Source organism: Pseudomonas sp. N40(2020), from assembly GCF_014472415.1.
Taxonomy (GTDB): domain Bacteria; phylum Pseudomonadota; class Gammaproteobacteria; order Pseudomonadales; family Pseudomonadaceae; genus Aquipseudomonas.
The window spans coordinates 1-11665 of sequence record NZ_JACSZV010000074.1 but is presented as its reverse complement, the minus strand read 5'-3'; the positions used below and the strand labels follow the sequence as shown (position 1 = coordinate 11665).

General features: G+C 60.7%; 11 protein-coding genes. 6 read left to right on the top strand and 5 right to left on the bottom strand.

What is annotated here, in order from left to right:
* Position 1: 1 nt before the first annotated feature.
* The 5 genes from IAI51_RS27455 to IAI51_RS27435 form a co-directional block, all read right to left on the bottom strand.
* Positions 2 to 616, bottom strand: coding sequence for a UbiX family flavin prenyltransferase (locus IAI51_RS27455; protein WP_187681330.1), 615 nt, complete (start codon positions 614 to 616; stop codon positions 2 to 4).
* A gap of 11 nt (positions 617 to 627) precedes the next feature.
* Entirely contained in the window at positions 628 to 2013 is a 1386-nt protein-coding gene (locus tag IAI51_RS27450; RefSeq protein WP_187681329.1) for a UbiD family decarboxylase, read from the bottom strand.
* A gap of 220 nt (positions 2014 to 2233) precedes the next feature.
* Positions 2234 to 3139: an amidohydrolase family protein gene (locus IAI51_RS27445; protein ID WP_034152486.1), complete on the bottom strand. Its 906-nt coding sequence runs from the start codon at positions 3137 to 3139 to the stop codon at positions 2234 to 2236.
* A gap of 4 nt (positions 3140 to 3143) precedes the next feature.
* Positions 3144 to 4073 carry an amidohydrolase family protein gene (locus IAI51_RS27440; RefSeq protein WP_123535936.1) on the bottom strand — a complete coding sequence of 310 codons (930 nt, stop codon included), beginning with the start codon at positions 4071 to 4073 and terminating at the stop codon, positions 3144 to 3146.
* 331 nt (positions 4074 to 4404) lie between these two features.
* Complete coding sequence (locus tag IAI51_RS27435; RefSeq protein ID WP_187681328.1) at positions 4405 to 5295, bottom strand: LysR substrate-binding domain-containing protein; 891 nt, start codon at positions 5293 to 5295, stop codon at positions 4405 to 4407.
* Positions 5296 to 5413: 118 nt separating this feature from the next.
* Between IAI51_RS27435 and IAI51_RS27430 the strand changes: the two genes are divergently transcribed.
* The 6 genes from IAI51_RS27430 to IAI51_RS27405 all read left to right on the top strand — a co-directional run bounded on the left by IAI51_RS27430 (position 5414) and on the right by IAI51_RS27405 (position 11464).
* Positions 5414 to 5878 carry a (2Fe-2S)-binding protein gene (locus tag IAI51_RS27430; protein WP_187681327.1) on the top strand — a complete coding sequence of 155 codons (465 nt, stop codon included), beginning with the start codon at positions 5414 to 5416 and terminating at the stop codon, positions 5876 to 5878.
* A complete protein-coding gene (locus IAI51_RS27425) occupies positions 5878 to 8091 on the top strand; it encodes a xanthine dehydrogenase family protein molybdopterin-binding subunit (protein WP_187681326.1) in 2214 nt (737 codons plus the stop codon). The genes IAI51_RS27430 and IAI51_RS27425 overlap by 1 nt, the downstream gene beginning before the upstream one ends.
* A gap of 6 nt (positions 8092 to 8097) precedes the next feature.
* Complete coding sequence (locus tag IAI51_RS27420) at positions 8098 to 8979, top strand: LysR substrate-binding domain-containing protein (protein WP_187681325.1); 882 nt, start codon at positions 8098 to 8100, stop codon at positions 8977 to 8979.
* A 178-nt stretch (positions 8980 to 9157) separates the two neighbouring features.
* Positions 9158 to 10651 (top strand): helix-turn-helix transcriptional regulator, encoded by a 1494-nt coding sequence (locus IAI51_RS27415; protein WP_187681324.1) that lies wholly within the window; start codon positions 9158 to 9160, stop codon positions 10649 to 10651.
* Between the two features lie 137 nt (positions 10652 to 10788).
* The gene (locus IAI51_RS27410) at positions 10789 to 11046 is read left to right on the top strand and encodes a DUF1652 domain-containing protein (RefSeq protein WP_187681323.1); all 258 of its coding nucleotides are present in this window, start codon (positions 10789 to 10791) and stop codon (positions 11044 to 11046) included.
* A 205-nt stretch (positions 11047 to 11251) separates the two neighbouring features.
* Positions 11252 to 11464, top strand: a complete 213-nt coding sequence (locus IAI51_RS27405; protein ID WP_187681322.1) for a hypothetical protein — start codon at positions 11252 to 11254, stop codon at positions 11462 to 11464.
* Positions 11465 to 11665: the final 201 nt, after the last annotated feature.

Here is an 11665-nt window from a genome sequence, read left to right as displayed (position 1 = left end):
GTCATTGAGCGGTGATGCCGACTGACCCACCGCTTTCGCGAGCAGGCTCGCTACCACAGGGTTCGGGGTTTTCGCGCCAGCGGGTGGCAGTACCGGCATCGAGGCCGAACAGGTCGAGCACCCGGCCGAGGCTGTGGTCGACCATTTGCGCGAGGTTTTCCGGGCGGGCGTAGAAGGCCGGCACCGGCGGGGCGATGATTCCGCCCATTTCGGTGACGGCGGTCATGTTGCGCAGGTGGGCCAGGGTCAGCGGGGTTTCGCGGGCCATCAGCACCAGCGTGCGGCGTTCCTTGAGGGTGACGTCGGCGGCGCGGCCGATCAGGCCCGACGAGGTACCGGTAGCGATCTCCGCCAACGTGCGCATCGAGCACGGCGCAACCACCATGCCCAGGCAGCGGAACGAACCACTGGCGATCCCGGCGGCGACGTCGTCGGCGCGGTGGTAGTGGCTAGCCAGTGTGGTGACATCGGCCAGTTTGTAGTCGGTTTCGTGGGCCATGGTCAGCAGCGCGGCGCGGCTGATGATCAAGTGGCTTTCGATGTCGAGTTCGTTGAGCAATTGCAGGAGGCGCACGCCGTAGATGAACCCGGACGCGCCGCTGATGCCGACGACCATCCGTTGGCGGTTCACGATTGCAGCCCATTGATCAGTTGCCGGGCACGTTCGAGCACGTCCGGATCGAGCTGCGCCCTGATCCCGTCAAAACCCGAACCGCGCGTGGCATCCAGCCCCATGCGTGACGTGGTGCCGTTGACCGAAGACGACGGGTCAAGTGGACTGCCGGGCAAACCGTCGATCATGAAAACGTCCAGGTGCGGTTGGAAGTGCGTCGCCAGTGCCCACAGCACCTGACTGTCATCCGTGATGTCGATATCGCTGTCCACCGCGATCACGGTTTTCAAGTACGGATCCCAGCCGAGCAGGGCCAGCATGACTTGACGCGCCTCGCCATCGCGGCTCTGATCCAGCGCCACATAGCAATGAAAGTGCGTTCCGGAATTCGGGTAGTGCACGGCCGTGACGGCAGGGAAACGCGCCTTGAGCTTTTCGCTCATTTCCGCTTCACGGGGCAGTCGCGCCAGTGTCAGGTGTTCGGCGTAGCGGCCGCCCATTACATCGACCAGCCAGGCGTCCTTGCGCCGCAGCAGGGTATCGACACGCAGCACATTGTTGGTCGAGCGATCCGAGGAGTAACCGCTGAACTCTCCGAACGGGCCTTCCTCGGCGTAAGCCGTCGGATCAATTGCGCCTTCGAGCACGAATTCGGCATACGCCGGTACACCGATGCCGTAGCGTGGCGTCTTGACCAGCTCCAGCGGCGCGCCGAACAAGCCGCCCGCCACCGCGCGTTCATCGCTGCCGTAGGGTAAACGTGCAGCAGCGGCGAGCATGAACAATGGGTGCGCGCCGACCACCATGGCCACCCGCAACTCTTCACCGCGCTCGCGGGCGGTTTGCAGCATTCGCCACAGGTGTCCGCGTGAATGCAGGCTGGTGGCGAGGGCCTGACGGGCATGGCGCATCGAGCGGTGATAGCTCATGTTGGCGATGCCGGTGACGGGGTCTTCGGCAATGATGATTGCGTTGGTGATGTACGGGCCGCGATCGCTGTCGAAGTGCTTGAGCATCGGCAGCAGCGCCAGATCCAGCGTTTCACCTTCGAACACTTCATCCAGCACCGGGCCGCTTTTCACGAAACGTGGCGGGATTGGCTGGTTGGCACGGGTCTGGAAGGTTTCGTGCAGCTGCGCCGGAGTGACGCCAAACATTCGGGCAATGCGGGTGCGGGAGGCGAACAGATTGGTCGCCACCGGCACGCCGAGACCGCCGACGTTTTCGCAGATCAGCAGCGGATCGCGGCCCTGTCCGGCAAGGGCGTCGACCAGGGCGGTGACGTCCTGATCGGCAGAAAGCGCTTGGGTGATAGTCAGCACATCGTCCGGGTATTCACGGCGATAGGCATCGATGAACGCGTGAAAGTCCTGAGAGTCGCCGAGCGTCGAACGGGTCATGGTTTCACCTCGTAAAAAGCAGGCGCGCAGGGGTGAGAGGCATTCGATCAACAAGCCGTTGGCCTGCCGGTCGAGCGAACGCCGGGTCATCTTCGTGCCTGTAAAGTCGCTGTGTTGCCCACATGAAAGCTGAGGAACCCCTGTGGAATGCGATTAACTGTGGCGAGGGGATGAATCCCCTCACTACAGGGTTCTCTTGTGTCCCAGGGATCTGCGTTAACTAGAGATACGTGGTGGTCAGGCGAATATCTGCCTCAACCAGATCCTTCGGCGGTGGCGTCGGTTCGATCCCGCACAACCGGGCGATGTTGTTGCCCAGGTAGTCTTCCAGATGATCCTCATCAATCCCCAACCCCTGCGGCGCCGGCGAGCACAGCACCTCCAGCTCACGCAGCCACATGCCCGGTTCGTTCGGCGGTGAATCGGTGCCGAAGACGATCTTGTTGCGCGGCAGTTCCTTGGCGAACTCGACGATCCTCGACTGGAAGCACCAGCCGGATTCGCAGTACACGTTCGGCGTGTCCATGGCCATCCAGAACGCTTCGAACGAGTAGTTGCCGCCGGTCTGGATGCCGAAGTGGCCGATGATGAAATTCACCATCGGGAACTCGCGGATGATCGGGTAGAACATGGTCGGAATCGTGTATGGGCCGTCGCCGGTGTGGATCAGCACGACGATGTTGTACTTGGCGCAGACTTTCATTGCCGGACGCAACCAGTCCAAGGCCCGATCCGGGCGATAGCCGTGCATGTTGGCGTGCAGTTTGAGCATCTTGAAACCGTATTCCTTGATGTGGAATTCCAGCTCCGCCGCCCCGTTTTCCGGCCCCCAGCGCGGGTTGAAGTTGAAGTTGCCGATGAAGCGATCCGGGTACTTCATGCAGAGCTCGGCGATGTACGACATGTAATCGCGCACGCCCTCACGCCCTCGGCGGTTGCCGTCGCGATAACCGGTATTGCCCGGTGGCGGCTGGATGAAACCCATGTCGATGCGGCGCGGCTTGCCGTTGATCATGTACGGGCCGTCCATCAGCTTGAGCATGCGCTCGCCGGTGAACGGTTCGCCGGTGTGGCGCCAGGCCTCGTCGACCAGATTGGTGGGGTGCAGATGGGTATCGATAATCATCGCTTCAGCTCCTGGCCAATTGGGTGGTGACGGGGCGCTTGAGCTGCGCCTCTGCTTCGGAAACGGAACGCGGTGGCGGCGTTGGCTCTAGGCCGATCATCCGCGCGGTGTTGTTGCCCAGGTACTCTTCGAGGGTGTCCTCGTCGAGGTTCAGGCCTTGCGGCGGTTCGTGGCACAGCACTTCGAGCAGACGCAGCCACATGCCCGGTTCGTTCGGCGGGGTGTCGGTGCCGAACAGAATCTTGTGCGTTGGCAAGACCTTGGCGAATTCGACGATTCGCGATTGCAGGCACCAGCCGGATTCGCAGTAAACGTTGGGCAGCTCCATTGCCCATTGCATCGGTTCGAACACGTAGACGCCGCCGGTCTGCACGCCGAAGTGGGCCATGATGAAATCGACGTTGGGGAATTCCTTGATCATCGGCACCCATTCGGACGGGATGCTGTAAGGGCCGTCGCCGGTGTGCAGCTTGACCGGGATGCCCAGCTCGGCGCACTTCTCGAAGCAAGGACGCACCCAGTCCAGTGCGCGATCAGGCCGGTAGGCGTGCATGTTGGCCTGCATCTGGACCATCTTGAAACCGTGTTCCTTGACGTAGCGCTCGATCGCCTCGACGCCGTTCTGCACACCGCAGCGCGGGTTGTAGACGAAGCAACCGATGAAACGGTCGGGGTAGGTCTGGACCATTTTCAGGGTGTAGGCCATATAGGCGTCGATGGATTCGCGGCCCGAGAGTTCGCCGTCGGTCCAGGTGTAAATCGTGTTGCCCTGCGGCGGCTGAATGAAGGCTTTGTCGATGCGGCGAGGTTTGCCGTTGACCATGTACGGGCCATCCATCATCTCCAGCAGACGCTCGCCGGTGAACGGGTCACCGTCATGCCTCCAGGCGAGGTCCACCAGATCGGTGGGATAGCAGCTGATATCGATGATCATTGAAGTCGATCTCCTGATAGCGGGGAAGGGAGCCTTGCGGCTCTCGGCATCCACGTCCCGGGTAATCGGCCATTTCTATGCGCAAGACACGCGCATTCCCTCGCCTGGTTGCATCCGGCCCGGGTGGGTGGCTGCTGGAGGCGAGTATTGGGAGGAGGGGTTGGATTCGTACAATATTAATTGGGCGCGGTGGTGATACTTGGGCGATATGGTTTTGGTTTTTGTGGTGATTGTCCGAACCCTTCGCGAGCAGGCTCGCTCCCACAGGGGGATTGCATTCCAACTGGAGAAATGCGGTCAAACTGTGGGAGCGAGCCTGCTCGCGAAAGCGTCAGTGGTGTGTATGCAAAGCCAACTGCTTGATCACTTCAACCACCGGCCCAACCCGCTCGGCTTGCCCATGCGGCCACACCGCATACAGGTTGTAATGCGCCGCAATCTGCGCCTCGTTCAACGCCACTAACCGCCCATTGCGCAATGCATCGGCAGCCAACAATCCCCGCACCAGTCCGGCACCCACACCCGCCTCGGCGGCGGCAATCAGATTGGCCGCATTATCAAACACCACCCGCGCCGGGGGTTCTACCGGAGGCATCCCGGCCGCATCCAGCCACGGAATCCATGAGCGCCGCGTATACCCCAACAACGGCAATTCCAGCACCTGCGCCGGACTCAATGGCAACTGCAACCCATAGCGCTCCAGCAGCTCGGGAGAGGCCACCGCCAACACCCGATCGCCACAGATCTGGGTCATCTCGCAGTCATCCCAATCGCCATAGCCATAACGCAGCGCCAGATCGACCCGCTCGAACGTGCTGCGATCACTGCGCGGCATCGACAGCAGCGTCACCTCGTAATCCGGCAAGCCATCGAGCAGTTGTGGCAAACGCGGATTGAGCCAGCTCTGCGCCAGTTCACTGTCGACATCCAGCGTCAGGCGTTGCGCCACGCTGCGATTTTTCACCGAGGACAGTGCCCGATCAATCTGCGCCAGACCATCCGACAGCACGCTGGCAAACAACTGCCCGGCATCGGTGAGATTGCTGCCGCCACCTTCACGCACGAACAACGGCTGGCCGATGAAATCTTCCAGCGCGCGGATCTGCTGGCTGATAGCGCTATGAGTCAGGTCGAGCTTGCGCGCAGCGCTGGAGAAACTGCCGCTGCGCGCTGCGTGGATAAACGCGCTCATGGACTGCACCGACGGGTATCGCTTGTACATGTTGTTAGTCCTGCTTACACCGGTTGGCAGAAATCGTCGCTGGCCGCGTTTTGCCAAGGGTTCCAATAATCGGTCACCAGGCCCGCACAAAGACGGGCCGCTCTTTTGGAGCCTGACAATGATTGCATTCACGGTTAACGGCGAACGACGCGAGCTGGATGAGGCGTCCCCCTCCATGCCCTTGTTATGGGTACTGCGTGATCAACTGAAACTCACCGGCACCAAGTTCGGTTGCGGCATGGGCCTTTGCGGTGCCTGCACCGTGCATCTGGACGGTGTCGCGGTACGTTCCTGCCAAATGCCAGTGGCCGCCGTCGCGGGCCACAGCATCACCACCATCGAAGGTTTGTCGCCAACAGAAAACCATCCGCTGCAACTGGCCTGGGTCGCCGAAGATGTGCCGCAATGCGGCTACTGTCAATCGGGGCAGATCATGTCCGCGGCCGCGCTGCTCAACACCGGCGCGGCGGTGACTGACGATTCGATCCGCAACGCGATGTCCGGGAATATCTGCCGCTGCGGCACTTACGGGCGGATCAACAAAGCGATCAAACGCGCGGCGAATGCGCCGAAGGAGGCGTGATGAGCCTCATCGACGATCGCGGTGTCGAACTGCCGCGCCGGGTATTTATCAAGCAAGCCGTCACCGTGGCTTCAGGTTTGGCGATTGCCCTGTATCTGCCGTCCGGCATCGCCGCCACTGATCCGAAAGCACCAGCCCCTGCCCGCGAATTCGAACCCAATGCCTGGGTGCGTGTACTCCCTGACGGCACGGTGAAACTGGTGGTGCACAAGCACGATTCCGGCACCGGCACGCAAACGGCGCTGGCCGCGTGCGTGGCCGAGGAACTGGACGTCAACCCGATGACCGTGCAGGTGATCACCCCGGAGGATCCGTTTTTCGAAACCTACATTCACCCGATCTGGAAAGTCTTCTCGACCGGCGGCAGTACCAGTGTGTCGCTGGAATACGACCGTTTGCGCATGGCCGGTGCCACGGCGCGGGTGTTGTTGATCATGGCTGCGGCCAAACAGTGGAAAGTCAGCCCCGACAGTTGCGCCACCGAAGATGGCCGGGTCGTCCATCCATCGAGCCAACGCAGCCTCGGTTACGGCGAACTGGTTGGCGTGGCGGCGCATCTGCCGGCGCCGGCCAACGTCAAACTGAAGGATCCGGCGCAATTCAAATACATCGGCAAACTGCGGCATAAACGTGATGCCGCAGCCAAGGTCTGCGGACGCTTCAAATACAGCATCGACGTGCAATTGCCGGGGATGCTGGTAGCGGTGATTCAACGCGCCCCGGTGGTTGGATCGAAGGTGATCAGCGTCGATTCGGTGTCCGCTTTGCAGGTGCCGGGTGTGCGCAAGGTGATCGCGATTCCGGGGCGGCCCGATGTGCTCGGCGGCAATCTGGAAGGCGTCGCCGTGCTGGCGGAAACGTTCTGGGCGGCTCAGCAGGGGCGCAATGTGCTGGAGATCAAATGGAGTGATTCGCCGCTGGCCAGGTTCGACAGCGACCAGTTGTTCAGCGCTCAGGCCAAAGCCATCGGCGATCCCAAAGCACAAACCGTCAAAGCAATGACCCAGGGCGATGTTAGCGCTCAATGGCCAACTGCGACGAAACTGATCGAAGCCGATTACACCATGCCTTACAAGGTGCAAAACCCGCTGGAGCCGATCTGTATCACGGCGCAGGTCAAGGACAAGGCGATCACATATTGGGGCGGTGTGCAGGTGCCGTCCTCGGCGCTGGAAGCGGCGCAAACGGTCTGCGGCATCGATAAAGCCAACGTCACCATTCATGAGTTGGTGTCCGGCGGCAGCTTCGGCGCAAGAGAGGCCAAGTACTGGTTGTTCGAAGTGGCGTATCTGGCGCAGCAAACCGGTGTACCCGTTAAGTTGCTCAACAGCCGCGAAGATGAAATGCACGCGCTGTTCTATCACCCGGCCACGCTGCATCGGGTCAAAGGCGCGCTAGACGCCCAGGGCAAACTCACTGCGCTGCAACTGCACGCGGTGTCGCCCGCCTCGCCGGAGCAGTGGGAGCCGGGTTACTTCGAGCGCCCGGATCACATGGATTACAGCACCACCGAAGCAATCACCGCATGGGACTTCGCCTATCGTGCGCCGCATCTGGATTTGAACTGGGTCAAGCACGAAAGTGGCGTGCCTAGTGGCTGGTATCGCTCGGTGAGTTTCATTCCCAACGTGTTTGCCGTGGAGGGCTTCATGGACGAACTGGCCCATGCGGCGGGTGCCGATCCGCTCGCATTCCGCCTGGCTCATATGCAGGAGCGGCCACGCCATGTAGCGGTGCTCAAGCAAGCTGCCGAGCGCGCCGGATGGGGCCAAACGCTGCCTCCGGGCACGGCGCTGGGGATCGCCACCAATCAGGGTTACACCAGTTTTATCGCGGTGGTGGCGAGGGTTGCCACGGTCGATGGCAAGGCCAAAGTCGAGAAGCTCACCTGCGTGGTCGATTGCGGTCTGGCGGTGTCGCCGGGCGGCGTCGAGGAGCAGATCTATGGTGGGCTGATGTGGGGTTTGGGCCATGCGTTGTTCGACCGGCTCGATATCAAACAGGGCAGCGTGGTGCAGAGCAATTTCCACGACTACCGCGTGGCGCGCATGTCCGACATGCCCGCAACCGATATCGTCGTGCTCGATGGCGAACCGAGCAAACCCGGCGGCGTCGGTGAGCTGGGCAGTCCGTCGGTGGTGCCGGCCATCGCCAACGCGTTGTTCGCGCTGACCGGTGTGCGTCAGCGCTCGACGCCGTTGAGCCTGGGGTAAGCCGCCATGGACCTGCGTCTACTGCGCTATTTCATGGCTTTGGCTGATGAGTTGCACTTCGGGCGTGCCGCCGAACGCCTGCATATCTGCCAGCCGCCGCTGAGCCAGCAGATTCGCTTGCTGGAGGAGGAACTGGGCACGCCGCTGTTCGAGCGCAGTCATCATCGGGTCGAGCTGACAGCGGCGGGGCAGATGCTCAAGGAGCAGGCGCCGCTGGTCTTCGAACAGCTTGAGCGGGCGCTGGATCTGACCCGCCAGACCGGGCGTGGGCAACTCGGCGAACTGGAAATCGGCATGATCAGTTCAGTGATGGTCGGTGTGCTGCCCAAAGCCCTGCACCTGTTCCGCGAGCGTTATCCGCAGGTCATCTGGCGCTTGCACGAGATGACCCCGGCGGCGCAGGTCAAGGCGTTGAAGGAGAAACGCATCGATGCCTGTGTATTTCGCGTCGGCTATGACGATCCGTTGTTGCGCAATGAATTGCTGATCTACGAACCGATTCATGTGGTCATGCCGGCAGATCATCCGCTGGCCAGCCTAGAGGTGCTGGCCCCGGCGGATCTGGCGCAGGAACCGTTTGTGGCGCTGGAATTGAAGCAGTCGCGGTTTGCCCACTTCCTTTATCAGTGCTGCATTCAGGCCGGGTTCACCCCGCAGATTCGCCAGCAGGTGATCGAAGTGCAGACCTTGCTCAGTCTGGTGCGCGCGGGATTCGGCGTGGCGCTATTACCCGCCTCGATCGAGCAGTTGGCGCCGGCGGGGCTGGTGTTTCGGCGGCTGACCCCGGCGTTGCCGGAAGTGCCGCTGTATGCTACCTATCGCGCTGATGATGCCTCGCCGGTGCTCAAGTTGTTTCTCGATACGCTGCGTGAACTGGTCGAGCAGTGACCCCCTGTAGGAGCTGCCGAAGGCTGCGATCTGTTGATCTTGATCTTAAAAAACAGGATCAAAAGATCGCAGCCTTCGGCAGCTCCTACAGGGATGTGGGTTGTGTGAGATCGAGGCGCACGATCGCGCACGGCTGCGGTCGTAACCTTCACATGGCCATATCACTTGTGGAGATCCAATGAGCCAGGAAGTCCTGACCCGCGAAACCAATCGTCGCCAGTTGCAGCAGATCATCGCCGGGCTGTCGGATGGTGTGATTCTGCTTGAGCTGGATCAGAGCATTCTCTGGGCCAACGAAGCGGCGCTGGCCATGCACGGCGTCAGCCGTATCGGTGAGCTGGGCGCTAACGCCGACGAATACGCCAAGCGTTTCAGCCTGCGGTATCGCAACAATCACATGGTGCCACCGGAGAACTATCCGATCAGCCGAGTGGCGCGCTGCGAAGCCTTCAGCGACGTGCTGATCGAGGTGTTCGCCGTGGATGACCCGGAGCGTGTCTGGGTTCACAGCGTGCGCAGCATGGTGCTGACCGATCGCGAGGGTCAGCCCGAGTCGCTGGTGCTGATCATGAGCGACGTCACCGATTGGGCCAACGCCGAACACCGCTTCGAAAAGACTTTCAATGCCAACCCCGCACCGGCGGTGATCTGCCGTCTTAGCGACTTGCGCTACATCAAGGTCAATCCGGGGTTTCTGGAAATGACCGGTTATACCCGCGATCAGGTGATCGGCACGTCGGCCTATGAAATCGACATTCTTGAACAGGCCGAGCATAAGGACCTGGCCATTCAACGCCTGAAAGATGTGGCGACTATTCCGCAGATGCAGGCCGAATTGCGCCTGCCCGATGGCGGCAGCAAACAAGTGATCGTCGCCGGGCAACCGCTGTTGCTTAACGATGAGCAGTGCATGCTGTTTTCCTTCGTCGACATGGAGTTGCGGCACAAGGCGGAAGTGGCGCTGCGTCAAAGCGAAGAGCGATTTGCCAAAGCGTTCCGCCTGACCCCGGTACCGATTGTGGTTTGTAGCGCCGATGAGCAGCGGGTACTCGACGTCAATCAGGCGTTCCTCGATACGCTGGCCTATGACAGCGACGACGTGCTGGGCAAAACCGTGACGCAGCTGGAGTTTATCGACGACAGCGGGGCGCGTGCACGGTTGCTGACGGCGCTGGAAAAGAACGGTCGGATTGATCGGGTCGACGTGCGGGTGCGCAAGCGGGATGCCGATCTGCTGGAGTGCGCGGTGTCTGCCGACACGGTCAATATTCAGGATATGCCGTGCTATCTGCTGGTGCTGATGGACATCACCGAGCGCAAGCGTACCGAGCTTGAGCTGGTCGCGGCGATTGAAGAGGTGATGAAAGACGCTTCGTGGTTCAGTCGCACGTTGATCGAGAAACTGGCCAATGTGAAGAGGGTCAACTCGCCACAATTGCCGAGTATGTCGTTCACAGATTTGACGGCGCGTGAGCGCGATGTGCTGGGCTTGATCTGCGAGGGGCTGGCGGATAAGGAGATTGCGGCGCGGTTGAAACTGGCGCCGAACACCGTGCGCAATCATGTGGCAACGGTGTATTCCAAGCTGGATGTGCACAGCCGTAGCGAGGCGATTGTCTGGGCGCGGGAGCGGGGTTTGTTTTCCGGCGGGGGGACCAAGGGACAGCGATAGGGTGCAAATGCACTAGTTCAATCGGTGCAAATTAGTGTGTTGGTGTGAAGGGGCTGTTCTTAGTCTGGTGGGGTGCGATACGAGTCTTTTCTGGCTCGGGATCGTGTCCCTTCGAAATGGCTTAAGGAACAGTTTCAATGATGAATCTTGCGCAGTTGCGTGCGCGGCTGGAGCAGAGTTTTTCGCCGCTTGCCTGTGATTGTTCCGTGGATGGGGATCATTCGCTGACGGTGAAGCTCTATCATCCGGTGTCAGGGCAGGTGGATCTGGTGATCAGTGGGCTGAAGCTCAAAGCATTGCGTACGCCGGAGTCGGTGGACGCGTTGATTGAGGAGTTGCGGTATGAGTTGGAGAGCAATTCTTTGCGCGCATCGACTGACACTGATTTGGCTTAGATCTCTGTGGGAGCTGGCTTGGTCGGGAATTCGGTTGCCTGGTAATCATCGCCTGAGTCCCAACGCAAAATCGACAGCCATAACACCCCGATACGTCCGGTTTACTGGCGCTTGCAAGCGTCTCGTCTATAAAGAATGAGTGGTCAGGTCTTGCGTGGCCGGTTCGGTCGCGCAAGTTGGTCTCCCATTTATCGCGGGTCGTCCTATGAACAATCTTGGGAAACGCGTGTTGCCGTTGGCTTTTCTTGCAGTTTTATTGGCCGGTTGTGCCAGTCCACCACCACCTCCACCCGTAACGCCACCTCCGCCGCCGGAGCGTACCTGCCAGGTCATCGAGAATACCGAGGTGGCCGGCGACGCTTATGTCGATGAGCAGGTGACTCGACACATCACCACCACGCGTTGCGTCACTCAATAGCACCCGAAGGGCGCAAGTCCCGGGTTGAGCGGATTGTGCGGGTGGCTGACTTGGTCGGCACGGCGGCGTGTCTGGCCTTGCGATTGCCCTCGGTGCACTTTGGCTGGCAGTTGTCGAAGGTTGAAGCTTGACCCTGTAGGAGCTGCCGAAGGCTGCGATCTTTTGATTTTGTTTTTTAAGGTCAAGATCAAAAGATCGCAG

What these genes read in the sequence shown, in the direction of transcription:
- IAI51_RS27440 (WP_123535936.1), bottom strand. Translation starts at nt 4,073, where the DNA reads ATGATCATCGATATCAGCTGCTATCCCACCGATCTGGTGGACCTCGCC.
- IAI51_RS27450 (WP_187681329.1), bottom strand. Translation starts at nt 2,013, where the DNA reads ATGACCCGTTCGACGCTCGGCGACTCTCAGGACTTTCACGCGTTCATC.
- IAI51_RS27410 (WP_187681323.1), top strand. Translation starts at nt 10,789, where the DNA reads ATGATGAATCTTGCGCAGTTGCGTGCGCGGCTGGAGCAGAGTTTTTCG.
- IAI51_RS27415 (WP_187681324.1), top strand. Translation starts at nt 9,158, where the DNA reads ATGAGCCAGGAAGTCCTGACCCGCGAAACCAATCGTCGCCAGTTGCAG.
- IAI51_RS27405 (WP_187681322.1), top strand. Translation starts at nt 11,252, where the DNA reads ATGAACAATCTTGGGAAACGCGTGTTGCCGTTGGCTTTTCTTGCAGTT.
- IAI51_RS27430 (WP_187681327.1), top strand. Translation starts at nt 5,414, where the DNA reads ATGATTGCATTCACGGTTAACGGCGAACGACGCGAGCTGGATGAGGCG.
- IAI51_RS27425 (WP_187681326.1), top strand. Translation starts at nt 5,878, where the DNA reads ATGAGCCTCATCGACGATCGCGGTGTCGAACTGCCGCGCCGGGTATTT.
- IAI51_RS27435 (WP_187681328.1), bottom strand. Translation starts at nt 5,295, where the DNA reads ATGTACAAGCGATACCCGTCGGTGCAGTCCATGAGCGCGTTTATCCAC.
- IAI51_RS27420 (WP_187681325.1), top strand. Translation starts at nt 8,098, where the DNA reads ATGGACCTGCGTCTACTGCGCTATTTCATGGCTTTGGCTGATGAGTTG.
- IAI51_RS27445 (WP_034152486.1), bottom strand. Translation starts at nt 3,139, where the DNA reads ATGATTATCGATACCCATCTGCACCCCACCAATCTGGTCGACGAGGCC.
- IAI51_RS27455 (WP_187681330.1), bottom strand. Translation starts at nt 616, where the DNA reads ATGGTCGTCGGCATCAGCGGCGCGTCCGGGTTCATCTACGGCGTGCGC.